Source organism: Kribbella sp. NPDC006257 (assembly GCF_040613535.1).
GTDB lineage: Bacteria > Actinomycetota > Actinomycetes > Propionibacteriales > Kribbellaceae > Kribbella.
This window is the reverse complement of the sequence record NZ_JBEXSJ010000023.1, coordinates 96,907-120,566: the sequence shown is the minus strand read 5'-3', so window position 1 is coordinate 120,566 and position 23,660 is coordinate 96,907. Positions and strand designations below refer to the sequence as shown.

Annotated in this window: 22 protein-coding genes; 13 read left to right on the top strand and 9 right to left on the bottom strand. The window is 68.3% G+C overall.

Translation table 11 applies throughout. From position 1 onward, the window contains the following. Positions 1-72 precede the first annotated feature (72 nt). Complete coding sequence (locus ABZ004_RS26155; protein ID WP_355683677.1) at positions 73-822, bottom strand: hypothetical protein; 750 nt, start codon at positions 820-822, stop codon at positions 73-75. A gap of 101 nt (positions 823-923) precedes the next feature. Here ABZ004_RS26155 and ABZ004_RS26150 point away from each other — a divergent pair, with 101 nt between their 5' ends. The 4 genes from ABZ004_RS26150 (at position 924) to ABZ004_RS26135 (ending at position 6,665) form a co-directional block, all read left to right on the top strand. Beyond that, entirely contained in the window at positions 924-2,054 is a 1,131-nt protein-coding gene (locus ABZ004_RS26150; protein ID WP_355683675.1) for a cyanophycinase, read from the top strand. Further along, positions 2,051-4,903 carry a cyanophycin synthetase gene (cphA, locus tag ABZ004_RS26145; protein ID WP_355683673.1) on the top strand — a complete coding sequence of 951 codons (2,853 nt, stop codon included), beginning with the start codon at positions 2,051-2,053 and terminating at the stop codon, positions 4,901-4,903. The genes ABZ004_RS26150 and cphA overlap by 4 nt, the downstream gene beginning before the upstream one ends. A gap of 68 nt (positions 4,904-4,971) precedes the next feature. After that, positions 4,972-5,493 (top strand): copper chaperone PCu(A)C, encoded by a 522-nt coding sequence (locus ABZ004_RS26140; protein ID WP_355683672.1) that lies wholly within the window; start codon positions 4,972-4,974, stop codon positions 5,491-5,493. 149 nt (positions 5,494-5,642) lie between these two features. Beyond that, positions 5,643-6,665, top strand: coding sequence for a Dyp-type peroxidase (locus ABZ004_RS26135; RefSeq protein WP_355683670.1), 1,023 nt, complete (start codon positions 5,643-5,645; stop codon positions 6,663-6,665). Between the two features lie 135 nt (positions 6,666-6,800). Here the strand turns inward: ABZ004_RS26135 and ABZ004_RS26130 are convergent, their stop codons facing one another. Continuing rightward, complete coding sequence (locus ABZ004_RS26130; protein ID WP_355683669.1) at positions 6,801-7,610, bottom strand: polysaccharide deacetylase family protein; 810 nt, start codon at positions 7,608-7,610, stop codon at positions 6,801-6,803. A gap of 131 nt (positions 7,611-7,741) precedes the next feature. Between ABZ004_RS26130 and ABZ004_RS26125 the strand changes: the two genes are divergently transcribed. The 3 genes from ABZ004_RS26125 to ABZ004_RS26115 all read left to right on the top strand — a co-directional run bounded on the left by ABZ004_RS26125 (position 7,742) and on the right by ABZ004_RS26115 (position 10,023). Next, positions 7,742-8,251, top strand: a complete 510-nt coding sequence (locus ABZ004_RS26125; protein WP_355683667.1) for a SigE family RNA polymerase sigma factor — start codon at positions 7,742-7,744, stop codon at positions 8,249-8,251. After that, a complete protein-coding gene (locus tag ABZ004_RS26120) occupies positions 8,248-9,066 on the top strand; it encodes a hypothetical protein (protein WP_355683665.1) in 819 nt (272 codons plus the stop codon). The genes ABZ004_RS26125 and ABZ004_RS26120 overlap by 4 nt, the downstream gene beginning before the upstream one ends. Positions 9,067-9,165: 99 nt before the next feature. Then, the gene (locus tag ABZ004_RS26115; protein WP_355683663.1) at positions 9,166-10,023 is read left to right on the top strand and encodes an amino acid-binding protein; all 858 of its coding nucleotides are present in this window, start codon (positions 9,166-9,168) and stop codon (positions 10,021-10,023) included. Here ABZ004_RS26115 and ABZ004_RS26110 read toward each other — a convergent pair. From ABZ004_RS26110 to ABZ004_RS26090, 5 genes are all read right to left on the bottom strand, one after another. Then, positions 9,997-10,839: a hypothetical protein gene (locus tag ABZ004_RS26110; protein WP_355683661.1), complete on the bottom strand. Its 843-nt coding sequence runs from the start codon at positions 10,837-10,839 to the stop codon at positions 9,997-9,999. The two genes, ABZ004_RS26115 and ABZ004_RS26110, sit on opposite strands and share 27 nt — an antisense overlap. Positions 10,840-10,879: 40 nt before the next feature. Next, positions 10,880-12,565 carry a Mur ligase family protein gene (locus ABZ004_RS26105; protein WP_355683659.1) on the bottom strand — a complete coding sequence of 562 codons (1,686 nt, stop codon included), beginning with the start codon at positions 12,563-12,565 and terminating at the stop codon, positions 10,880-10,882. A 5-nt stretch (positions 12,566-12,570) separates the two neighbouring features. Continuing rightward, positions 12,571-13,347, bottom strand: a complete 777-nt coding sequence (fabI, locus tag ABZ004_RS26100; protein ID WP_355683657.1) for an enoyl-ACP reductase FabI — start codon at positions 13,345-13,347, stop codon at positions 12,571-12,573. 19 nt (positions 13,348-13,366) lie between these two features. Then, complete coding sequence (gene fabG / locus ABZ004_RS26095; protein ID WP_355683656.1) at positions 13,367-14,071, bottom strand: 3-oxoacyl-[acyl-carrier-protein] reductase; 705 nt, start codon at positions 14,069-14,071, stop codon at positions 13,367-13,369. A 73-nt stretch (positions 14,072-14,144) separates the two neighbouring features. Further along, positions 14,145-14,357 (bottom strand): dodecin, encoded by a 213-nt coding sequence (locus ABZ004_RS26090; RefSeq protein ID WP_355683654.1) that lies wholly within the window; start codon positions 14,355-14,357, stop codon positions 14,145-14,147. 72 nt (positions 14,358-14,429) lie between these two features. Here ABZ004_RS26090 and ABZ004_RS26085 point away from each other — a divergent pair, with 72 nt between their 5' ends. Together ABZ004_RS26085 and ABZ004_RS26080 are read left to right on the top strand one after the other, a co-directional pair. Then, on the top strand, positions 14,430-14,801 hold the full coding sequence (locus ABZ004_RS26085) for a DUF3099 domain-containing protein (protein ID WP_355683652.1): 372 nt from the start codon (positions 14,430-14,432) through the stop codon (positions 14,799-14,801). A gap of 193 nt (positions 14,802-14,994) precedes the next feature. Beyond that, a complete protein-coding gene (locus ABZ004_RS26080; RefSeq protein ID WP_355683650.1) occupies positions 14,995-15,198 on the top strand; it encodes a hypothetical protein in 204 nt (67 codons plus the stop codon). 56 nt (positions 15,199-15,254) lie between these two features. On the opposite strand, the gene moaA is transcribed toward ABZ004_RS26080, so the two are convergent. Next, the gene (gene moaA, locus ABZ004_RS26075; RefSeq protein WP_355683648.1) at positions 15,255-16,271 is read right to left on the bottom strand and encodes a GTP 3',8-cyclase MoaA; all 1,017 of its coding nucleotides are present in this window, start codon (positions 16,269-16,271) and stop codon (positions 15,255-15,257) included. A 58-nt stretch (positions 16,272-16,329) separates the two neighbouring features. Between moaA and ABZ004_RS26070 the strand changes: the two genes are divergently transcribed. Both ABZ004_RS26070 and ABZ004_RS26065 read left to right on the top strand, forming a co-directional pair. Next, positions 16,330-17,103 carry an SURF1 family cytochrome oxidase biogenesis protein gene (locus ABZ004_RS26070; RefSeq protein ID WP_355683646.1) on the top strand — a complete coding sequence of 258 codons (774 nt, stop codon included), beginning with the start codon at positions 16,330-16,332 and terminating at the stop codon, positions 17,101-17,103. A 232-nt stretch (positions 17,104-17,335) separates the two neighbouring features. Beyond that, on the top strand, positions 17,336-18,091 hold the full coding sequence (locus ABZ004_RS26065; RefSeq protein WP_355683645.1) for an SDR family oxidoreductase: 756 nt from the start codon (positions 17,336-17,338) through the stop codon (positions 18,089-18,091). 136 nt (positions 18,092-18,227) lie between these two features. On the opposite strand, the gene ABZ004_RS26060 is transcribed toward ABZ004_RS26065, so the two are convergent. Continuing rightward, entirely contained in the window at positions 18,228-19,310 is a 1,083-nt protein-coding gene (locus ABZ004_RS26060; RefSeq protein ID WP_355683643.1) for a DNA primase small subunit domain-containing protein, read from the bottom strand. A 194-nt stretch (positions 19,311-19,504) separates the two neighbouring features. Between ABZ004_RS26060 and ABZ004_RS26055 the strand changes: the two genes are divergently transcribed. Together ABZ004_RS26055 and ABZ004_RS26050 are read left to right on the top strand one after the other, a co-directional pair. Beyond that, the gene (locus ABZ004_RS26055) at positions 19,505-21,100 is read left to right on the top strand and encodes a M4 family metallopeptidase (RefSeq protein WP_355683641.1); all 1,596 of its coding nucleotides are present in this window, start codon (positions 19,505-19,507) and stop codon (positions 21,098-21,100) included. Between the two features lie 143 nt (positions 21,101-21,243). Further along, complete coding sequence (locus ABZ004_RS26050) at positions 21,244-23,649, top strand: lamin tail domain-containing protein (protein WP_355683639.1); 2,406 nt, start codon at positions 21,244-21,246, stop codon at positions 23,647-23,649. Positions 23,650-23,660: the final 11 nt, after the last annotated feature.

Here is a 23,660-nt window from a genome sequence, read left to right as displayed (position 1 = left end):
AGGAGGGCACCTTGTTGCACAAAAGAAAGGTGGTGCCGAGGCTCCCCAGCCCGGCACCACCAGTCGAGGGGACTACTTGGCCACTTCGTCGATCTTGGGTGCGGCGAGCACGACCGGGTCGCCGAACTTGCTGAAGGTGGAGGAGCCGCCGTCTTCGCCGATGGCGTAGTCGATCTTGCGCGGAAGCGAGTCGCCGTCGAGGAGAACGGTCGCGGTGAGGGTCTTGTCCTTCTCGTCCTTGATGCTCTCGGCGGTCAGGTAGTCGCCGAAGGCGTTCGCCTGGGTCGCCTTCGCCAGGTCGATGGTCAGCTTGTACTGCGTGGTTGCCGCGCCGTCCACCTGCGGACCGGCTGCCGTCTCGAACTTGGTCGCGTACGGCGTACCGGCCAGCAACTGCTGCGGCTGCGCCTGCCAGGCGATCAACCGCATCATCGTCCCGTTCAGCGCGGCGATGCCGGTCCTGTTCGGGTCGTCCTTCACCCAGTGGGTGCCGTCCGCGAAACCATCGCCCTGGCCGTAGAGCTGGCCGCCCACGCCCATCACCGTGGTCTTGTCGGCGGTGATCAGGAACTCCGGCTTGGCCCCGCCCAGCTTCACGTCGGCGATCAGCGTGCTCGGCCCGTCGCCCGAGGTCTTCGACTCGACGTGGAAGGTGCCCTTCTTGGTGAGTGCCTCCTGCGCCTTCTCGCCGAGGTCGGCCTGGCTCAGCGTGGTGGTGCTCTGGTCGGCGGCGGGCTGGGCACTCGGCGCCGGCGTGTTGCCGCAGGCGGCCAGCAGCGCTACCGCGCCGGTCGCGGCGAGCGGCATCAGAAATCTCTTCACAGCGCGGATAATGGCATGCGCAGCCGGTCATCGCGACCCCGATTGCAGTTTCTTGCAGCGTCCGGGCCGGGTCTCGAGCGTCGACCGCCTATTCTTCGGCTATGTCAGAACAGCAGGGTGGGGTGAACGGCGGCGGGCCGGGAGCGTTGTTCGCCATCGGTGGCGCCGAGGACAAACTCAAGAAGCGCATGGTGCTGCAGGAGTTCGTCGAGGCGGCCGGCGGGCCGAAGGCCAGGATCGTGGTGGTGCCGACCGCGTCCGCGCTCGGCCCGGACGTGGTCGACGTGTACTCCGCACTGTTCGCCGCCCTCGGCGCGGCCAGCGTAGTCGGCGTCCGGCCGGAGAACCGGGAGGACGCCGACGACCCGGCCTTCATCGAGCCGATCACCGAGGCGACCGGGATCTTCATGACCGGTGGCAACCAGCTGAAGCTGAGCGGTGTGGTCACCGGTACGGCGTTCGGCCGCGCGGTCACCGAGGCGCATGCCCGAGGAGCCGCCGTCGGCGGTACGTCGGCCGGCGCCAGCATCCTGGCCGAGCACATGATCGCCTTCGGCCGGTCCGGGGCGACCCCGCGGCAGCGGATGAGCCAGCTCGCGGGTGGGCTCGGCCTCGTCCAGGGCGCGATCGTGGACCAGCATTTCGCCCAGCGGAACCGGTACGGGCGACTGCTGTCGCTGGTCGCCCAGTCCCCCGGCCTGCTCGGGATCGGCGTCGACGAGGACACGGCCGCCGTCGTACGGGGGTCTCACCTCGAGGTGGTCGGGCGGGGTGCCGTGACGATCTTCGACGGCAGCCGGATCACGTCGAACGCGCACTATGCGAAGCGCTCCGAGGCCATCCTGGCCTCCGGGGTCGTTCTGCACGTGCTCCCGGCGACCGCGACCTTCGACCTGAAGGCCCGCGCGCTGCTGTCGTACGGTCCGCAGCCGCCGGCCGAGGAGCTCGCCTCGATCGAGGCCGCGGAGGCCGATCTGCGCGCACTGGCCAAGGAGATCGCCGCCGAGGGCGCCGGTCCGGCGTACTACGCGGAGCGCAAGCGCCGCGCCGCCGGGCGGAAGACGGCTGCTGGGAGGAATACAGCAAAGAACGGGGGGGCACCCGTCAAGGCGCGCTCGAGATCGTCGGCCGCCGGTCAGTCCAGACCGGAGGCGACCGAGCCTTTGACGGCCGGCGCCGAACTCAGCAGCCCAGACTCCCCGCCAACAGCAGACAGTGGGACCACCGAATGACCGATACCGCCCCTGACCAGAGCCCAGTCACGAATGCGGCCGCCGCCGACGCCGCCGCTGAGACGCACGGCACACCGAGCCCCGACCTCAAGCTGATCGAGACCCGGGTCTACCGCGGACCGAACATCTGGAGCTACGACCCGGCGATCCACCTGGTCGTCGACCTCGGCTCGCTGGAGAACTTCCCGTCGAACACGATCGACGGCTTCACCGAGCGCCTGCTCGAGTACCTGCCCCGCCTCGACCAGCACCACTGCTCACGCGGTCGCCGCGGCGGCTTCATCGAGCGGCTGCACGAAGGCACCTGGCTCGGGCACATCGCCGAGCACGTCTCGCTGCAGCTCCAGCAGGAGGCCGGCCACGACATGCGGCGCGGCAAGACCCGCCAGGTGCGCGGCGTACCGGGCCGGTACAACATCGTCTACGCGTACGCCGACGAGGGCGTCGGCCTGGCTGCCGGCGAGCTGGCCATCCGGTTCGTGAACTACCTGGTCCAGCCGACACCGGAGTTCGACTTCACCGCCGAGCTGGAGAAGTTCATCAGGACCGCCGAGCGGAGCGCCTTCGGGCCGTCGACCCAGGCGATCGTGGACGAGGCGGTTTCCCGCGACATCCCGTGGATCCGGCTGAACAAGGCCAGCCTGGTGCAGCTCGGCCAGGGCGTGCATGCGAAGCGGATCCGGGCCACGATGACGTCCGAGACCGGCTCCATCGCAGTGGACGTTGCCAGCGACAAGGACCTCACCACCAAGCTGCTCGCGTCGGCCGGTCTGCCGGTACCGCGGTCGGTCTCGGTCCGCGACGTTGAAGATGCTGTCTCGGCCGCGGGCAAGATCGGCTACCCGGTCGTCTGCAAGCCGCTCGACGGCAACCACGGCCGCGGTGTCTGCCTGAACCTGCAGGACGCGGACGCCGTACGAGAGGCCTTCCCGATCGCGGCCGAGCAGTCACGGCGCGGCTCGGTGATCGTGGAGAGCTTCGTCACCGGCAAGGACTACCGCTGCCTGATCATCAACGGGCGGATGGAGGCGATCGCCGAGCGCGTCCCGGCGCACGTGGTCGGCGACGGCGTGCACACGGTGGCCGAGCTGGTCGACATCACCAACGCGGATCCGCGCCGAGGCGTCGGGCACGAGAAGATCCTGACCCGGATCACGGTGAACGCGGCGGCCCGGGAACTCGTCCGCTCGCAGGGCTTCGAGATGGACGACGTACCGCCGGAAGAGACGATGGTGAAGCTGACGCTCACCGGCAACATGTCCACCGGTGGGATCTCGATCGACCGCACCTTCGAGGCGCACCCGGAGAACGTCGAGATCGCCGAGGAGGCGGCCCGGATGATCGGGCTGGACATCGCGGGCATCGACTTCATCTGTCCCGACATCACCCAGCCGGTCCGCGAGACCGGTGGCGCGATCTGCGAGGTGAACGCGGCACCCGGTTTCCGGATGCACACGAATCCGACGGTCGGCGACCCGCAGTACATCGCCAAGCCGGTGGTCGACATGCTGTTCCCGCCGGGGGCGACCAGCCGGATCCCGATCGTCGCGGTGACCGGGACGAACGGCAAGACGACCACCTCGCGGATGATCAGCCACGTCTTCAAGGGGATGGGCCGCAAGGTCGGGATGACGTCCACCGACGGCATCGTGATCGACGAGCGGCTGGTGATCCGGTCCGACGCGTCCGGGCCGAAGTCCGCCCGGATGGTGCTGCAGAACCCGCGGGTCGACTTCGCGGTCTTCGAGGTGGCGCGCGGCGGGATCCTGCGCGAGGGGCTCGGGTACGAGCGCAATGACGTGGCGGTGGTGCTGAACATCCAGCCGGACCACCTCGGGATGCGGGGGATCGACACCCTGGAGCAGCTCGCCGATGTGAAAGCCGTGCTGGTCGAGGCGGTGCCGCGGAACGGGTTCGCCGTACTGAATGCCGATGATCCGCTGGTCCGGAAAATGCGGCGGAAGTGTTCCGGCGAGGTGGTCTGGTTCAGCATCGCGGAGCCGGGCAGCGAGGTCCGCGAGTACATCGAGGGACACTGCCGGCGCGGTGGACGGGCCGTCGTACTGGATCGCTCGGATCTCGGCGACATGATCATCATGAAGCACGGCCGGCGGTCGATGCAGCTGGCCTGGACACACTTGCTGCCGGCAACGTTCGGTGGCCGGGCGATGATGAACGTGCAGAACGCGATGGCGGCGGCCGCGGCCGCATTCGCTGCCGGAGCGCCGTTGCACGACATCCGGCAAGGGCTGCGGACGTTCAACACGTCGTACTACCTCTCCCCCGGCCGGCTGAACGAGATCGAGGTCGACGGCCGCACGGTGATCGTGGACTACTGCCACAACGCACCCGCGATGCGGATGCTCGGCGACTTCGTGGACAAGCTCGGCGAGAGCCTGAGCGCGTCGTCGGAGCTCGGCCGGCCGTCGCGGATCGGTGTGATCGCGACCGCGGGTGACCGGCGCGACGACGACATGCGCGAGCTGGGCGAGGTCGCGGCACAGCACTTCGACGTGGTGATCGTCCGCGAGGACGTTCGGCTGCGGGGCCGGGAGCGTGGAGTCTCGGCCGAGCTGATCAGCGAAGGTGTGCGGGCGGCGATGGAGAACGGTGCTCGCTGCCGGCAGGTCGAGACGGTGCTCGAGGAGCTCACCGCCGTACAGCATGCGTTGTCGCGGTCGAACCGTGGTGATCTGGTGGTGCTCTGCGTCGACCAGCACCAGTCCGTACTGTCCGAACTCGAGTCGGTGTCGCACCTGGCGCAGGCTGGTGCGCGCTCGGGCGACGAGGGCGGCGACCCGGATTTCGTGCAGCCTGACGCCGACGCGGACGACGACACGGACGAGTAGATTTTCCTTACCTGGAAGGGATCTGGGTTTCGGGGAACTTGGTCGCGCGGTCTCTCGTTGGGTTGTCCGTGAAGACGAAGTTGCTGATGGCATGTATCGCTGTCGTCCTGGTGGCATCCTCCTGCGGAACGTCGAAGCAGGAGGATGCTCCTGTGCAGGCGGCCGCCAAGACGCCCGGAGCATTGGTGGAGGATGCCTGGGTGCGGGCGACGTCGGGGGCGAAGGATACGTCGATGACGGCGGCGTTCATGTCGCTGACGAATCCGGGGTCGGCCGACATCAAGTTGATCTCGGCAACTTCTCCGGTCGCCGGCGTGGTCCAGCTGCATGAGATGGCAATGAAGGACGGCAAGATGGTGATGCAGGAGAAGGTGGGCGGTATCACCGTGCCGGCCGGATCGCATGCGCACCTCGCGCCGAGCGGTGACCACGTGATGCTGATGGGTCTGAAGAAGGCGCTGAAGCCGGGCGACGAGCTGCCGCTGACACTCAAGTTCTCGGACGGTTCGACCCACGACCTGACAGTCCCCGTAAAGGCCTTCACCGAAGAAGAAGAGCACTACCACCCGACCCCCACCAATACACCTTGACCGCACGACCTTCCCGGCGGCAGCTCTTCGGGTACGCCGGTGCTGCCGCCGCTGGTGCTGCAGTCACAGGTGGAGCCGTCGCATCACTTGATGAAGACAGTCCGAACAAGCCAGTTAGTCGTGAGATTTCGCCGTACGGGGTGCGGCAAGTGGCGGTCGAGACGGCTTCGCCTAAGCACGCGGAGGTGGTGGCGCTCGATCTGGTCGAGGGGACCGACAAGGCGGCGCTGGGGCGATTGATGCGGTTGTGGAGCACCGATATCGGCGCATTGACCGCGGGTCGGCCGACGCCGGGTGACACTGCTCCGGAGCTTGCCCTCGGCAACGTTGCGGTGACTGTGACGGTCGGCTTCGGGCCGAAGGTGTTCACGGTGACCGGCAAGCGGCCGCGTGGTCTCGATGAACTGCCGGTGATGTCGCACGATCGGCTGCAACCCGCCTGGTGCGGTGGCGATCTGGTTCTTCTGATCGGCGCGGACGACCCGGTGAGCGTTGTTCACGCCGTACGCCGGATGGTCGCCGACGCAGCCCCGTTCGCTCGGCCGGTCTGGCGGCAGACCGGGTTCTGGAACGGGACCGGGAGCGACGGCAAGCCGGTGACGGGGCGGAACCTGTTCGGCCAGGTGGACGGTAGTGGGAATCCGGTCCCGGGAACGCCGGAGTTCGAGCAGACCGTCTGGTCGGATGAGCCGGGGTGGTTCGCGGGTGGAACGACGCTCGTCGTACGGCGGATCAAGCTGAACCTCGATACGTGGGACGAGCTGACCAGGTCGGAGCAGGAACGGGCGGTTGGTCGCAAACTCTCGACCGGTGCACCACTCACCGGGGTCGCTGAGCATGACGAGCTCGATCTGGAGAAGCGGGATGCCGACGGGCGGCTGGTGATCGCCGAGAACGCGCATGCGCGGCTGTCGCATCACTCCACCAACGACGGCCGGCGGATCTTCCGCAAAGGTCTCAACTATGTTCACGACACCGGTGCGAGTCGCGAGTCCGGCCTGATCTTCCTCAGCTACCAGGCAGACATTGCCGGTCAGTTCCTGCCGCTCCTGGCGCGGTTGAACGCCGCCGACGCCCTCAACGAGTGGACCACCACCATCGGCTCCGCCGTCTTCGCCCTCCCACCCGGCTTCCAACCAGGAACCTGGCTAGGCCAGGAGCTCCTTAGCTGAGTCGGCGCAGCTCGGCGCTCCCGGCTACCAATCCCCGGCTGTCTGGGCGAGGAGCTCCTCGGCTGAGTCGGGGCAGCTCCGCGCTCCCGACTTCCAGCCCCCGGCTGTTGGGCGAGGGCTGACTGCTTGGCTGAGTTAGCAGTTGAGGGTGGGGAAGGTGTAGCCCTTGGCGGCGAGGATGGGGAGGAGGCGGTCCAGGGCGGCGATGGTTTGGCTGCGGTTGCCGCCGGCGTCGTGCATCAGGACGACGCTGCCGGGGTGGACAGTCCGCAGGACATTGGCGACGATCGCGTCGGAGCCGGGTTTCGTCCAGTCGAGCGAGTCCACGTCCCAGAGCACCGGCCGCATCCCAGCCGCCTTGATGTCCGCCTTCACCTGAGCGTTCTCAGCGCCGTACGGCGGGCGGAAGCACTTCGACGCGGGTCCGCCGGTGATCTCCCGGTGCCGCTTCGCCGCGGAGATCTTGGTCAGCTGCGGATGCGAGTACGAGTGACTGCCGATCGCGTTCCCGGCCGCGAGGACGGCGTCGTGCAGTTCCGGGTGCCGGTCGACCATCTGGCCGAGTTCGAAGAAGGTCGCCTTCGCGTTGTTGCGGGCCAGAATGTCCAGGATCTGCGGTGTCCAGGCCGGATCGGGCCCGTCGTCGAAGGTGAAGTAGACCACCTTGGCGCCGGCGACCGGCTTCTCCGTCGGGTCCTGGGTCGGCTTCTCCGTCGGGTCCTGGCTCGGCTTCTCCGTCGGGTCCTGGGTGGGCTTGGACGCCGGGTCCTGGGTCGGCTTGGAGACCGGCTGCTGGGTCTGGGTCGACGAGGCGACCTTGACCTGCGGCCGGGCGGCGGCCTCGGACTTCATCATGTTGGCCGCGCCGATCGTGATGCCGACCGCCGCACCGACGGCCACTACTGCGACCGTTCGCGTGAAGACCGTGACGAACTTGCTGGACATGCCCTATCCCCCGTGACTGACGAACCCTTCGTCAGCAGTTGAGACGTCGTCCGGCCCGATTTTGTTGGACGTGGCCCGTGTCACCCTGAGGGTTCGGCCGACGCGTTGAGGGGGGTGAGGAAGGGATGCCGATGACCGACGACGAAGACTTCGACGCGTTCGTGCGCGCGCGGTGGACGACCACCGCGCGGCTCGCCTACGCGCTGACCCTGGACCATCAGAAGGCGGAGGACCTGGCGCAGGAGTCCTTCACCAAGCTCTGGTTCCACTGGCGCAAGGTGCGTCGCGAGAGCCCCGAGGGGTATCTCCGCAAGATCGTCACCACCACGTTCCTGTCCGGTGCCCGGCGAAGGTGGTCGGCCGAGCGACCGACCGAGACCCCGCCCGACACCGCGATCGGGTCCGCAACCGAGCAGGTGGACGACCGGTTGGCGCTGCACGCGGCGATGGGTCGCCTGAGCCCGAAACAACGGGCCGCGGTCTATCTGCGGTATGCCGAGGACCTGTCCGAGCAGACCGTCGCGAATCTGCTCGGCTGCTCCGTCGGATCGGTCAAGCAGCACACCCGGAGAGGGCTGGACGCACTCCGCATCAACACCACAGACCAGTTGGCCGACCTGGCCGGAAGGAACACAGCATGACCGACGACCTGCAGACCAAGTTCGCCGTACTGACCGATGCGCGTCCTGAGCCGTCGGATCCGGCTGCGCCCATCCGGTTGCGGATCAAGCGTCGGCAACGTCGCCGGCGTGGCGCTGCCGCAGTACTGGTGACTGCCGCGGCCGTCACCGTGACGCTCGCCGCCGGCCCCGTACTCGGTGCCTTTCAAGGTGACCCAGGTGGCGGGGGGTTCGCCGCGCCGCCTAGGCCGACTCCGACGCCGGGAGCCGCCCAGCAGCTCCACAAGTTGCCGCCACCCTGGTCGGACAAGAAGTTCACCAAGATGCCAGATGCCAACGCCTACCGGCCCGCTGCCTATTACGTTGCCCAGGGCAAGATTCCCACCGAGAGCTGGGCAATCCTGTCGACGGACGAGAGCTGCCTGGTCGCCGACGAAGGCAGCGCGCAGAGTTTCGGCGTACCGTTCGTCTGTTTCATCCACTGGCCGGCCGGCCGGAAGGCAGACTTCTTCGTGACACAAGGCCACACCAAGGAGAAGAGCACGGTCAAGATCGATCACACCCTCGTTCTGGGTGCGGTGGCGACCGAGGCCCGGAAAGTCCGGATCGTTGCCGGCGGCAAGGCTTACCTGACCGACGCAGTCGGTACGCCGACCACCGACCGGTTGCGGTTCTTCGCCCTCGAGATCCCGCAACGCGACCTCAAGGTCACGTCGGTCACTCCGCTCGACGCCGCGGGCCGTCCGGCACCGGCCCCGAGCAACCCGCCGACCGCGATCAAGTGCCCTGACACCTGCGGCACCGCCACCCCAGGCAACGGCACTCCCTCGAAGTGAAGGTCCGGCCCCTCCTCGGGGAGGGGCCGCTCTTCATGCCGAGGAAGCTCTTCATGCCGAGGCAATCCCCAGGCAACAAGTCGCTGCGAGCCTGGAGGTATGGAACAACTCCGGAGATCTGTCACGGCAGGGATGGCGTGTGACGTCTGCGGGCGGTTGCCCCATCCACACCGCCTGCGCCTGACCTTCGCCAAGCTCGCGGCGATCCTGCCGGTCGAGCTCGCCCTCCACGTGGCCGTGCTCGCGCTGCATCCGCCCTACCTGGCCGCCGTCGCGCTACTCGCGGTGACCACGACCGCCCTGGTGATCTGGGTGGTGGAACCCTCCGCGATGCGGCTGCTCCGGCGCTGGCTGCACGCACCCGGGCACCACCTCCGCCGCCGTACCCGCGACGAGCTGGCCCAGGCACCGTCGTTGTGGCGGATCAGGGTGACCCTCGACGACCGGGCCGGTGAACTCGAGCGGCTCACGCATCGACTCGCCGAACTGGACGCCAACATCCTCGGCCTGCACGTTCATCCGGTCGACGGCGGAGTCCGGGACGAACTGGTCGTCTCGACGCCGGACACGATCGGCCCGGACGATCTGCTGCTGGCCATCGCTGACGGCCGCGACGTCCAGGTCTGGCCGACCACCGCCTTGGCCCTCGTCGACGGGCAGACCCAAGCCCTCAACCTCGCTGCCCGCGTGGTGGCCGATCCCGCCGAACTCCCGCACGCGGTCTCCGAACTGCTCGGCGCTCGGCTGGTCACCGACCAACTCGCGATTGCCAAAGGCCTGCTGCCCGAGGACGGGACGATGCTCAAGATCCCGTCGCCGTGGAGCGGGCTCTTCGTCTTCACCCGGACCGGCGAGCCGTTCACCCCGGCCGAGTCGGCGCGGGCCCACCGGCTCGCCCAGGTCGCCGAGCTGGCGCGCGACCAGGATTGTCTAGACGGACTCGCGCCGGGCCAGTAGACGGCGTTTGGGTTCGGTCCGGTCGATCCAGTCCAGGTCGTCGGACAGCATCGCGTCGTTCCCGCGTTCGTCGTACGGCGTGGGTGGTGGCGGGGGCGGCGGGAGCGCGCGGATCTTCAGCGCGACCATCGGGATCGCCAGCAGCACCGCGACCGTGAGCCAGGGCCAGTAGTTGCGGAGCAGCGGAGCGAACGCCTTGAAGAACGCATCGGTGGCCCGGTTCGCGACGTCATCCGTCGAGCCGCCGCCGTCGATGCTCTTGAGCCCTGCCACCACGGCGAAGGAGACGAGGTAGGTCGCTGCCAACGGCAACCATGAGTACGCCGAGGGCCAGCCTCGCCGCCAGCATGCGACGTACAGGAGCCCGGCGAGTCCCGCACCGACCAGCAGACCATTGAGCTGCCAGATCCAATGCCAGTCAGCGAGCTTGTCGGCCGGGCGCAAGGCGTACCACGCGACCGGCAGAGCCAGCGCGAATGCGGCGATGACCGAACTACGGGTGCCCATGGCACCGAAGAGCCCGCCAATAGCACTTGCCACCAGCAAGCAGATCAGCAACTCCTTCCGGTCAAAGGAGTTGCCGCTCAGCCACCAGGTGCCCGCGGCAACCACCACGACGAGCGGCACGGCGATCCGCAGCCGTTGCACGAGCAGGCCGGCCAGCACTCCACCGGCGAACCCGCCCAGCACGACCAGATCGGTGCGTGGCTCGACGAAGGCGGTCGCGCCATCCGGCAGTCCGGCCAGGTAGGTGGGGCTGAAACCGACCACGAACCAGGCGATCACCGCCGCTGGGACCGACCACAAGTAGCGCACACGACCTCGATCCACCCCTCGGGGCGGAAAGCCTGAGGGGTCAGTGCTGGGCTCGTTCGACCTTCGCCTTCAAGGTCTCCGGGTTATCGACGGTAGCCCCCTCGGACCGCAACCAGGCGTCAAGACTCGCCCGATCCTGCAGAGACATCACCGCGACCACGTCGCCGGCCTTCGCCTCGGCCACCAGCGCCTGGGCGGCCTCGAGCTCGGTCGGGAAGGACGGCACGTCGTCGACACCTACCGAACTGGCACCCTCACGGAAGACCGCCTCCAGCTCCTCCGGCGGCCGGCCACGCAGGTACTCACCCTTATGCCCGATCACCACCCGGTCAGCACCGCGGGCACCGATCGCACCCATCGCGGAGACCATGTCGTCGGCCCGGTCACCCGGCGAACCGAGCGCGAGCAGCAGCCGGCTACCCGGTTCGCGGACACCGTTCATGATCTCGAGCAGCGCTTCGAGGCCGGCCTCGTTGTGGGCCAGGTCGATCACGACGGTGAAGTCGCGCACGGAGTACATGTTCATCCGTCCGGGGTTGTTCTCCCCCGGCGTGAACGAGCTGAGTCCGTCGATCACCGCGGCCCGGGGCAGCCCGAGTCCGAGCGCTGCCGAGGCCGCCGCGAGAGCGTTCTCCACGTTGTAGTGGGACAGACCGGACAACGTCATCGGTACGTCGACGATCTTGAGCAGCGGCTCCGCGTCGCGCGAGTTGTCGAGCACGGTGATGAAGCCGTCCAGCACCGTCGTCGCCCGGCCGCCCTCGTCGAGCACGGTCCGGATCGACGGTGAGTCGGGATCGCGGGAGAAGACCCAGCACTTGGCCGGCGAGCCGAGCCGCATCGCGAACGTCCGCGGGTCGTCGCCGTTCACCACACACCAGCCGCGCGGGCGGGTGATCTTCGTGATGACCGCCTTCACCTCGGCGAGCTGGTCGACCGTGTCGATCCCGCCCAGGCCGAGGTGGTCGGCGGTGACGTTCGTGACGACCGAGACGTCGTTGTACGCGACCCCGACGCCGCGGCGCAGGATCCCGCCTCGCGCGGTCTCGGTGACGGCGAGCTGGACGCCGGGCTGCGACAGCACCTGCCCGGCTCCGCTGGGACCGGAGAAGTCGCCGTACTTGACCAGCTCACCATCGAAGTACACGCCGTCCGTGCTCGACCAGCCGACGTGCAGCCCGGCGGCCCGGCCGATGTGCGCGATCATCCGCGAGGTCGTCGTCTTGCCGTTGGTACCGGTCACCGCGACGACGGGGATCTTCGGCCGCAGGGTCGGCGGCGGATCGCCGGCCGGCTCGTTGCGGACCCGCTCACCGACGCTGGCGACCAGCTCCGGCAGTTCCGCGGCGCCGAACGCGTCGACCACATCGACGATCGCGTGCCCGAGCGCCCGGGCCCGGCCTTCGTGCGCCCAGGGGAAGGCCACGACCAGCCGGTGCACATCGGACTCGGACCGCACCCGTACGCCGATCCGCCCGATCCCCGCCTCGCGGGCGATCCGCCGGACGATGTGCCCGACGACGCGGACCGCGAACCGCTGCCGGAAACCGGAGCCGATCCGGCCGGGCCGGGTGGCACCGAGTCCGAGCGCCGAGGCATAGGCCTTGGCCGCCGGAGCCGGCGCGTCGATCAGGGCGGTCAGGTCGAGCGTGAGCTTGACCGCCGCCCGGCTGAAGTAGAGGTTCGCCCCGTCCAGAACGCGGAGCTCGACCAGTGAACCGGACACGAGTACTAGGCACCCATCGCGTGGTAGCCGCCGTCGACGTGAATGATCTCGCCGGTGGTGGAGGGGAAGAAGTCACTGAGCAGGGCGACGATCGTCCTGCCGGTCGGTTCCAGGTCGGACGGGTCCCAGCCGAGCGGAGCCTTGTCCAGCCAGGGCTCCTCGAACTTCTCGAAGCCCGGGATCGCCTTCGCGGCCAGCGTCTTCAGCGGGCCGGCCGAGACCAGGTTGCAGCGGATGCCCTGCGCACCGAGATCGCGGGCCAGGTAGCGCGAGGTCGACTCGAGGGCTGCCTTCGCGACACCCATCCAGTCGTACCCCGGCCAGGCCACGGTCGCGTCGAAGGTCAGCCCGACGACACTGCTGCCGCGGCCCATCAGCGGTGCACACGCGACCGCCAGCGCCTTCAGGGAGTAGGCGGAGACATGCACGGCCCGCGAGACGTCGTCCCACGGACCTTCGAGGAACTTGCCGCCGAGGATCGTCTCCGGGTTGCCGTAGGCAATGGAGTGCACGACGCCGTCCAGGCCGTCGACGTGCTCGCGGATCGCGTCCGGCAGTCCGGCCAGATGGTCGGCATCGGTCACGTCCAGTTCGAGCACGGGCGGCTCGACCGGCAACCGCTTCGCGATCCGCTTGGTGATGCTCAGCGCACGGCCGAAGTTCGAGATCAGCACGGTCGCGCCTTGTTCCTGCGCGACCTTGGCCGTGGCGAACCCGATCGAGGAGTCCAGGGTGACTCCGGCGACCAGGATGCGCTTGCCGTCGAGGATGCCCACCGGCATGCCCTTTCTAGAGAGTTTGTTAGTGGCCCATACCGATACCGCCGTCGACCGGGATGACCGCGCCGGTGATGTAGCCGGCCTCCTCGGAGGCGATCCAGCGGACCGCGTTCGCGATCTCCTCGGTCAGCCCGAACCGGCCGAGCGGGATCTGCCCGAGGTACTGCTTCTGGGTCTCTTCCGGCAGCACCGCGGTCATGTCGGTCTCGACGAAACCGGGCGCGACCACGTTGGTGGTGATGCCGCGGCTGCCGAGTTCGCGGGCCATCGACCGGGCCATCCCGATCAGGCCGGACTTGCTGGCCGCGTAGTTCACCTGGCCGGGCGAGCCGAGCAGGCCGACCACCGAGGAGATGAACACGATCCGGCCCTTGCGCAGCCGCAGCATCCCCTTGGCCGCCCGCTTGGCGACCCGGAACGAGCCGGTCAGGTTGGTCGCGATGACCGAGTCCCAGTCGTCGTCGGACATCCGCAGCAGCAGCGTGTCGCGGGTGATCCCCGCGTTGGCGACCAGCACCTCGACCGGGCCGTGCTCGGCCTGGATGGTCTCGAACAGCGCCTCGACCTGCTCGGCGTCGGTGATGTCGCACTTGATCGCGAGGAAGCCGTCCGGCGGCGGGCTGCTGTTGTAGGTCACCGCGACCTGGTCGCCCGCCTCCTTGAAGGCGGTCGCGATGGCCAGTCCGATGCCCCGGTTGCCACCGGTGACGAGTACCGATCTCGACACGTCTGCGTCTCCTCACTCAGCTGTACGGCGGATTGCGGGACGAACGCTATCTCAGCCTCCCGGCCGCCGGATCTCAGGCGTCCTCGAGGCGGAAGCCGACCTTCAGGCCGACCTGGTAGTGGTCGATGGCGTTGTCGACGATGTGCCCGCGGATCTGGGTCACCTCGAACCAGTCCAGGTGCCGCAGTGTCTCGCCGGCCCGGCTGATCGCGTTCGTGATCGCCGCGTCGATGCCGTCCTTGGACGTGCCGACGATCTCGGTCACCCGGTAGGTGCGATCGGTCATCTCAGTTCCCCTTCGCCTGGGTGCGCCGCGATCTGGTCCGCGGCGTACCGTTGGTCCTGGTGAGGAGAATAGATGTCGCGACGCAGTGAACGGGCCGGCGAAACGGTCATCTCGGTGACCAGTGCGCAGCCGGGTGCCTCCGCGGACCTGGAGAGCCGGATCGCACGGTATGCCTGGATGATGTCGATCCGCATCGTCTGCTTCGTGCTGGCGGTGCTGACCCCGTCGCCGTGGCGGTGGATCTTCCTGGTCGGCGCGGTCTTCCTGCCGTCGGTCGCGGTGGTGCTGGCGAACGCCCGCAAGACCACCAAGGTGGCCGCGGCGGACTCCTACGTCGCACCGCCGCGACCCGAGATCGGGCCCGACTCTGGGCACGATGCCAGGTCGTTCCGCAGCCCCGATGTGATCCGCGATCCGGGGCCCGATCCCGACACCGAAAAGTGATCTTCGCCGGGACTGGATTCTCACGACTGATCCGTGTCAGAATCTCCCGCGTGCTCTGAAGTTCATGGATGGAATTCAGAGACTTGATGCGGCGTCGGACGGCTCCCCCCGTGGCTGTCCGACGTCGCTTCATTTCCGGCCCGCGGTATTTGCCCAGGCTATTGATTATTGAGTGATCAGGGACAATTGCCGGATGACAGAAGAAGCACTCCCGTCCGGCTGCTCCGCCCGCGGATGCAAGCAGCCCGCCCTCTGGGCGCTGCGCTGGAACAATCCGAGGATTCACACGCCCGACCGGCGCAAGACCTGGCTGGCGTGTGACGAGCACAAGCAGAGCCTGTCCGACTTCCTTGGTCAGCGGTCATTCCTGCGCGAGGTTGAGCCATTCACCGGCTGAAAGGCAGCACCCGCCGGGCGTTACACCGGAAAAAGTAAATTTCCGGTTCAGAAACTTCAGCCGCCGATCGCGGACATCGGGCGTGCCGGTTGGAGGAAGCTCGGATCGGCGATCCCGTGGCCCGGAAGTTTTCCACGCATCGCCTGTCGCCAACGCTCTGCGAGTTCCTCGTCGGAGGCACCCGACCGCAGCGCCGTCCGGAGATCGGATTCGGTCCGGGCGAACAGACAATCCCGCACCTGACCGTCAGCGGTCAGCCGCACCCGGTCGCAGTCACCACAGAACGGCCTCGTCACCGAAGCGATGATGCCGACCGTCGCCGGCCCACCCTGCACGGTGAACGATTCAGCCGGCGCACTCCCCCGCGTCGCCGCATCGACCGGCTCGAGCCCGAACGGCTCACCGAGCAGCTCGAGGATCTCGTCCGCGGTGACCATCGTGTCCCGGTTCCAGCCGTGCTGGGCGTCCAGCGGCATCTGCTCGATGAAGCGAAGCTCGTACCCGTGGTCGAGGCAGAACTGCAGCAGCTCCCCCGCCTGGTCGTCGTTCACCCCACGCATCAGGACAGCGTTCACCTTGACCGGCCGCAACCCGGCGCGCTGAGCCGCTTCGAGTCCGGCGAGTACGTCCTTCAGCCGGTCCCGCCTAGTCATCTCCTGGAAGGTCTCCGCGCGGACCGTGTCGAGGCTCACGTTCACCCGGTCCAGCCCGGCTTCCTTGAGCGCTTCGGCTTGCCGGGCCAGCCCGATGCCGTTGGTCGTCAGCGAGACCTGGGGACGGGGCTGCAGTTCCGTCGTACGGGAAACAATGTCCACGATGCCGCGGCGGAGCAGCGGTTCACCGCCGGTGAACCGGATCTCGTCGACTCCGAGGTGCGTGACGGCTACCGCGACGAGGCGGACGACCTCGTCGTCGGTGAGCAGTTCCGGCTTGGCGAGCCAGTCGAGGCCCTCCTCCGGCATGCAGTAGGTGCAGCGAAGATTGCACCGGTCCGTCAGCGAGACACGGAGATCGGTGGCCACCCGGCCGTAGTTGTCGGCTAGGCCTAGCGGCGAAGTACTCGGCCTGGTCATTTCACCAGGGTACGTGGGTGCGCGTAGGGAGTTTCAGCCGATGGCTTAAGTTCGAAGCGTGTCCCGAACGCTGCTGAACCCCCGGTGGATCCTCACAGCCCTGCTGATCCTCGTGTTGGCCGGCGTGTGCGTGGAGCTCGGCCGGTGGCAGCTGCACCGGCTGGACGACCGCAAGGCTCGCAACGAGGTGACCCGGTCCAACCTGGCGGCCGCTCCGGCACCGGTCGCGCAGATCGTTGGTCCGGACCACGTGGTCGGCCAGCAGCACGACTGGCGCACGGTGGTCGTCAGCGGCCGGTACGACGCCGCCAAGCAGGTCGTCATCCGCTATCGGAACATCGACGACCGGCCTGGTTTCGAGATCGTCACCCCTCTGATGCTGGACGACGGTACGGCGATCCTGGTCGACCGCGGGTTCCTCCCGCGGCAGGGTGCCGAACTCGCTCCCACGAAGATCCCGCCCGTGCCGACCGGTGAGGTGACCGTGACGGGGCGGCTCCGGCGGAGTGAGCAAGGCGGGCACACCACTGGCGGCGTACCGGTCGATGGCACTGCCCGGCTGATCAACGGTCCCGACTTCAGCAAGGCACTCGGTCTCACCTTGTACGACGGGTATGTGGCCCTGGACAAACAGGATCCCGCTTCCGACCAGGCGTTCGATACGCTCCCCGGTCCGGAGATCGACAACGGGCCGCACTTCTTCTACGCGTTGCAATGGTTCTTCTTTGCGCTGATGGCGATCGGCGGGTTGGTCTACTTCTCCCGGCGGGACGTGCAGGATTCCGCTGCCGAGCAAGCGGAACAGCCTTCCGAGACAGTCGCGGTCGACTGATCTCTGCTGCTTGCCATCCGCAACGATGAATCTGTTTGCCGTCGGCATCGACCGGTGACACAGATCGTGGGCACCGGCCGTCGGCGTGTCGGCCGGCCCGGCAGCCGGTACGCCGTACGCAGGCTCGCAGTTGCTGTGAGCCGGTGAGATCGCTGTCCGCCGACTGAGATCGATGCCACCCGGTCCGGCGCGCGACTCAGCGAGACCTGGTGGGGTTTGGCAGGATGGGCTCGTGGACCTCGGATTGCGCGATCGCACCTACATCATCACCGGCGCCAGCGGCGGGCTCGGTTTCGCCACCGCGAAGGCGCTCGCGGCCGAAGGCGCCCGGCTGGTGATCTCCAGCCGGAACTCCGACTCGATCGCCCGGGCGGCGGCCGAGCTCGGCGAGAACGTGGTCGGCATCTCGGTCGACAACGCCGATCCGGAGAGCGCCGAGCGACTGGCCGCGACCGCGATCGCCAAGTGGGGCTCGCTGCACGGCGCCCTGATCAGCGTCGGCGGGCCGCGCCCCGGCACCGCGCTCGACACCGACGAGGACGACTGGCGGGCGGCTTTCGACAGCGTGTTCCTGGGTGGGCTCCGGATCGCCCGTTCGGTGGCCCGGGCCGGTACCGACGACACGTCGATCGCCTTCGTACTCTCGTCGTCGGTCAAGTCGCCGATCGCCGGGCTGGCGATCTCCAACGGCCTCCGCCCCGGCCTCGCGATGGTCGCCAAGACCCTGGCCGACGAGCTAGGCCCCAACGGCGTCCGCGTGAACGGCCTGCTCCCCGGCCGCATCGCCACCGACCGCCTCAAGGAACTCGACGGCAAGGGCGGCGACCCCGAAGCAGCCCGCCGCGCCGCCGAGAAAACCATCCCGCTCCGCCGCTACGGCACCCCCGACGAATTCGGCCGGGTAGCCGCCTTCGTCCTCTCCCCCGTCGCGTCCTACCTCACCGGCGCCATGATCCCCATCGACGGCGGCGCCCTCCGCACCCTCTAACCGGCCCCACGCCGCCGGCCCCCTAACCGCAGGTCCGGACACCTTCCCGTCGCCTCGGACATGGCATGACATGTCCCCACCTCCGGTTTCCTGTCCTGACCCCCGGTCCACTGTCCGGGGGGTGGTGTGGAGTGGGTTACGGCGGGGTGATGCGGTTGCCGGACTCGTCCCAGTGGCCTTCGACTTTTTTCGATGGTTGGACTCGTGGGGGTTCGCCGGGCATTTTGGGGTAGTCGGGGGGCCAGTTGAGTTCGCCGCCCGGGAGGGACTCCCAGAGGTTCAGCAGGGGTGTGAGGTCGTAGGGCTTCTCGTTGATGGTGGCCCAGGGGTCGCCGTCGGCGAGGTAGTCGGGGACCGAGGTGACGTTGAAGGCTTGCGGCGAGGTCGTCTCTGCCAATCGCTGCCAGGTCATCGGGGTCGAGACCGGAGCGCCGGTTCTGGCCCGGACGCTCCACACCGACGCCACGCTGCGGTCTCTCAGGTTCTGGTTGTAGTCCAGGAAAACCGAGGACTCGCCTCGCTCTTCCTTCCACCACGCGGTGGTGACCGCGTCGTCGCGGCGATGCAATTCCCGGCCGAATCCGATCGCGGCATGGCGGACGTCCTCGAAGGTCCAGCGCGGCTCGATCGGGACATAGACATGGATCCCGCGGCTACCGCTGGTCTTCGGAAAACCCTTCAGCCCGAGCTCCTCGAGCAGTTCCCGGGCCACCAGCGCAACGCGTCGTACGTCGGCGAAGGTCGCCTTGGGTTGTGGGTCGAAGTCGATCCTCAGCTGGTCCGGGTGGTCGACATCGGACCGGCGTACCGGCCAAGGATGGAAGGTCAACGTGCCCATCTGCGCGGCCCACACGAAGGCGGCGGGCTCGCTCGGGCACAACTCGTCCAGGGGCCGTCCGTTCGGGGTTGTCACCCGCACCGTCTCCACCCAGTCCGGCGCGCCCTTCGGCAGCCGCTTGGAGTAGAAGCCGTCCCCCTCCTTCTCGGGGGTCGTCAACGTCATCCCCTCGCGGTACCCGCCGGGCCACCGCTCGAGGGCGGTCGGCCGCTCGCCGATGCCGGCCATCAGGACGTCGGAGAGCGAGGCGAAGTAGGAGCAGATGTCCAGCTTCGTCAGGGCCGGGGTCGTCGCGGTGGCCTCGAACAGGACCCTGTCGGGCGACGACACCCGGACCTCACGTTCGCCGACCTGCAACTGCGTTGCTGGAGCCTTAGCCATGCCGGTGACGCTACCGCCCCGCACGGACCAAATGCCGCACCGTCCGGACCGCGGCACCCGAGAAATTCGTCATCACCCTGCGGAAAAGAGAAGTTTTCTCAACCTCTGGCCACCCTAGGTGACTGAGCGGTAACGTGCCTCCACCTCGTTCCTGGGGCGTGAGGCCCCCGGGACACTCTTGAAGGAGCACGAGGATGAATAGATCCGCCTTGCTCGCCGCTGCCACCGCAGTGGCCACTGCAACCGCCATGGGGCTGACCGGAGCCGGTACGGCGTCGGGTGCACCCAAGGCCGACCCCGGCCCGACCCCCGCCGCAGCGGTCGCCCGGGCCAAGGCCGCCATCCCCCAGAACCTGGGCACCCTGCGCGCCACCGGTGCCGACGCGTTCGCCGTACGGGACGTCATCGTCGATGCCGACGGCTCCACCCACGTCCGGATGGACCGGAGCATCGGTGGGCTGCCGGTCCTCGGCGGCGACGTCGTGGTGCACCAGTCCAAGGACGGCGCCTGGAAGGGCGCCAGCATGACGCTGGCCAAGCCGGCGAACGTCAGCCGGACACCCAAGGTCAGCATCGCGTCCGCCACCAGCAAGGCACTCGGCAAGGGATACAAGACCGAGGGCAAGCCGAGTCTGGTGATCGAGGCCCGCAAGGGCGCGCCGCGACTCGCCTACCTGGTCACCACGGTCGGCACCCAGGCCGACGGTACGCCGAGCAACATCACCACCACGATCGACGCCCTCACCGGCGCCAAGCTGATCAGTGAGCAGCACATCGAGACGGTGACCGGCGACGGCAAGAGCCTGTACTCCGGGACGGTGCCGATCGACACCACCGCTGCCACCGGCGGCTTCACGCTGACCGACCCCGTCCGCGGTGGCGGTGTCACCCAGGACGCGCAGAACAAGACCGACTCGATCCTGTGCCAGCTCTTCGGCTTCGGCTGCCCGGTGGCGGTCAAGTTCACCGACGCCGACAACCACTGGGGCACCGGCCTGAACTCGGACCGCGCCTCGGCCGCGGTGGACGCGCACTACGGCGCGGCGACCACGTTCGACTACTACAAGAACACGCACGGCCGGAACGGCATCTTCAACGACGGCAAGGGCGTCCCGAGCCGCGTGCACTACGGCACCAACTACGTGAACGCCTTCTGGGACGGCAAGAAGATGACGTACGGCGACGGCGACAACGTCGTCGCGGGACCGCTCGTCTCGATCGACGTGGCCGGCCACGAGATGTCCCACGGCGTCACCTCGGCCACCGCGAACCTGACCTACTCCGGTGAGTCCGGCGGCCTGAACGAGGCCACCAGCGACATCTTCGGCACGATGGTCGAGTTCTACTCCAACAACATCAACGACCCCGGCGACTACTACATCGGCGAAGAGATCATGAAGGACCGCCCGGCCCTGCGGTTCATGGACAAGCCGAGCAAGGACGGCAACTCGCCGGACTGCTACTCCTCGGGTGTCGGCAACCTGGACGTGCACTACTCGTCCGGGATCGCCAACCACTTCGTCTACCTCGCCTCCGAGGGCAGCGGCGCCAAGAACATCGGTGGTCTGCCGCACGACTCGCCCACCTGTAACGGCTCCACGGTGCTCGGCATCGGTCACGACAAGGTCGGCAAGATCTGGTACCGCGCGCTGACGACGTACTTCACCACCGGTACGACGTACGCCCAGGCCCGGACCGGCACGCTCAATGCGGCCACCGACCTGTACGGCGCCAACAGCCCGGAGCGCGCCGCCGTCGCCGCGGCCTGGTCCGCGGTCAGCGTCAACTAGTCCGCGACTTCGCCGGGTCCTGTCCCACTGGGGCGGACAGGACCCGGCACAGCCGAAGGATCACCCGTGCGGTTCACCGAAGGTTGTGCGGGAATGTCGGTGAGGGGTTGGCGGGACCCGGTAGCGGTGTGAGAATCCGGCGCATGTCTGCCCACAACCGATCACGGCGCCGCCTGGGCGCCCTCGTGATCACCTCCAGCCTCGTCGTACCGGGTGCCGCCGCCATCGCGGCCGCTCCGGCACTCGCCGCCTCGTCCACCGTGGTCATCACCGAGGTGTACGGCGGCGGCGGCAACTCCGGCGCGCCGTACACGAACGACTTCGTCGAGCTGACCAACAACAGCAGCTCCCCGGTCGACCTGACCGGCTGGTCGATCCAGTACGCGTCCGCCGCCGGCACCTCGTGGACCAACAAGATCGCGCTGACCGGGAGCATCGACCCCGGCGGCGTCTACCTAGCCCAGGGCGCGTCCGGCGGAGCCAACGGCCAGCCGCTCCCCGCCGCCGACGCCACCGGCAGCGTGAACCTGTCCGCCACCGCCGGCAAGGTCGCCCTGGTCACCTCCACGACGAGCCTGACCTGTACGACGGGCTGCGCCACCGCGGCCGGCGTCGTCGACTTCGTCGGGTACGGCGCCGCCAACGACTCCGAGACCGCACCGGCTCCGGGCACGTCGAACACCACCTCGGCGACCCGCAAGGACCCGACCAAGGACGCGGACAACAACGGCGCCGAGTTCGCGGCCGTCAACCCGTCGCCGAAGGTGCTCACCGCGACGCCGCCGGACCCGGACCCGATCGACGCCAGGATCCACGACATCCAGGGCGCCGCGCACCGGTCGCCGCTGACCGGCAAGCTGGTCGGCAACGTCACCGGCGTGGTCACCGCGAAGAGCGGCAACGGCTTCTGGTTCCAGGACCCGCAGCCCGACGACAACCCGGCCACCAGCGAAGGCGTGTTCGTCTTCACCAGCTCGGCCCCGACCGTCGCGGTCGGCGACGCCGTCACGGTCAAGGGCACGGTGTCCGAGTTCCGCCCGGGCGGATCGGGTGGCACCACGAACCTGACCACGACCGAGATCACCAACCCGACGGTCACCGTCACCGGCACCGCACCGGTCCCGGCGGCGACCATCGTCGGCCCGGGCGGCCGTGTTCCGCCGTCCACCGTGATCGACGACGACTCCACCGGTGACGTCGAGACCACGGGCACGTTCGAGCCGACCACCGACGGCCTCGACTTCTGGGAGTCGCTCGAGGGCATGTGGCTAGGCATCAACTCCCCTGAGGTAACTGGCCCAACGAGCTCCTTCCGTGAGCTTTCCGTAGTACCGGCTGGTTCGAGTGTGCGGACAGTGCGCGGCGGCATCCTGCTGCAGAAGACCGACAGCAACCCCGAGCGGATCCTGCTCGACGACGTGCTGGCTCCTGTTCCGGACGCCAAGACCGGTGACAAGCTCGCGGCCGCCGACGGATCCCCGATGGTCACCGGCGTACTGGACTACGGCTTCGGCAACTTCAAGTTCCAGGTCACGCAGACGCCGACCGTCATCGACGGCGGCGTGAAGCGCGAGACGACGACGCCCTCCTCTCTCGTGCAGGTCTCGGTGGCGACGTTCAACGTGGAGAACCTGGACCCGTCCGACGGCCCCGCCAAGTTCGACGGGCTGGCCCAGGCGGTGGTGAAGAACCTCGCCTCACCAGACATCCTCGGCCTCGAGGAAGTGCAGGACAATGACGGCGCGACGAACTCAGGGAGCACTGCCGCGGACCTCACCCTGAACACGCTGGCCACCGCGATCGTGAACGCGGGCGGCCCGAAGTACGCCTGGCGCGAGATCGACCCGGTGAACAACGCCGAGGGTGGCGAGCCGGGCGGCAACATCCGGGTCGCGTTCATGTACCGCACCGACCGGCCGGTGAAGTTCGTCGACCGGGCCGGCGGCGGTTCGACCACGCCGACCACCATCACCACCGACCGGTTCGGCAGGCCGCACCTCAGCTCGTCGCCCGGCCGCGTCGACCCGGCCAACCCGGCCTGGGCCGCCACCCGCGTGCCGCTGGCCGGCGAGTTCACCTGGCTCGGCCAGTCGCTGTTCGTGGTGGTCAACCACTTCAGCTCCAAGGGCGGCGACGACCCGCTCTGGGGCCGGTTCCAGCCGCCGGTCCAGTCGAGCGCGCCGAAGCGGCACCAGCAGGCCCAGGCGGTCCGCGGGTTCGTCGACCAGATCCTGGCCAAGGACTCGGGCGCGAACGTGATCGTGCTCGGAGACCTCAACGACTTCGACTTCTCCGAGACCGCGGACATCCTGATCGGTTCCGGCAAGACGAGCTTGATCAGCCTGCCGAAGACACTGCCGTTGCCCCAGCGCTACAGCTACGTGTTCGAGGGGAACAGCCAGATCCTCGACCAGATCCTGATGTCGAAGAACCTGCAGCCGGCGTCGACGTACGACATCGTCCACATGAACGCGGAGTTCCCGGATCAGATCAGCGATCACGACCCGCAGGTCGTCCGGGTGATCCCGCTGCCATCCTGGTACCGGTGACCCTGCTCACA

Coding starts and splice junctions, on each gene's coding strand:
- ABZ004_RS26090 (WP_355683654.1), bottom strand. CDS start 14,357: ATGACCGATCGCACCTACCGGGTGACCGAGATCGTCGGCACGTCCAAG.
- ABZ004_RS26115 (WP_355683663.1), top strand. CDS start 9,166: ATGGAACAACTCCGGAGATCTGTCACGGCAGGGATGGCGTGTGACGTC.
- ABZ004_RS26080 (WP_355683650.1), top strand. CDS start 14,995: ATGACAGAAGAAGCACTCCCGTCCGGCTGCTCCGCCCGCGGATGCAAG.
- ABZ004_RS26085 (WP_355683652.1), top strand. CDS start 14,430: ATGTCGCGACGCAGTGAACGGGCCGGCGAAACGGTCATCTCGGTGACC.
- cphA (WP_355683673.1), top strand. CDS start 2,051: ATGACCGATACCGCCCCTGACCAGAGCCCAGTCACGAATGCGGCCGCC.
- ABZ004_RS26055 (WP_355683641.1), top strand. CDS start 19,505: ATGAATAGATCCGCCTTGCTCGCCGCTGCCACCGCAGTGGCCACTGCA.
- fabI (WP_355683657.1), bottom strand. CDS start 13,347: ATGCCGGTGGGCATCCTCGACGGCAAGCGCATCCTGGTCGCCGGAGTC.
- ABZ004_RS26060 (WP_355683643.1), bottom strand. CDS start 19,310: ATGGCTAAGGCTCCAGCAACGCAGTTGCAGGTCGGCGAACGTGAGGTC.
- ABZ004_RS26130 (WP_355683669.1), bottom strand. CDS start 7,610: ATGTCCAGCAAGTTCGTCACGGTCTTCACGCGAACGGTCGCAGTAGTG.
- ABZ004_RS26120 (WP_355683665.1), top strand. CDS start 8,248: ATGACCGACGACCTGCAGACCAAGTTCGCCGTACTGACCGATGCGCGT.
- ABZ004_RS26050 (WP_355683639.1), top strand. CDS start 21,244: ATGTCTGCCCACAACCGATCACGGCGCCGCCTGGGCGCCCTCGTGATC.
- ABZ004_RS26150 (WP_355683675.1), top strand. CDS start 924: ATGTCAGAACAGCAGGGTGGGGTGAACGGCGGCGGGCCGGGAGCGTTG.
- ABZ004_RS26125 (WP_355683667.1), top strand. CDS start 7,742: ATGACCGACGACGAAGACTTCGACGCGTTCGTGCGCGCGCGGTGGACG.
- moaA (WP_355683648.1), bottom strand. CDS start 16,271: ATGACCAGGCCGAGTACTTCGCCGCTAGGCCTAGCCGACAACTACGGC.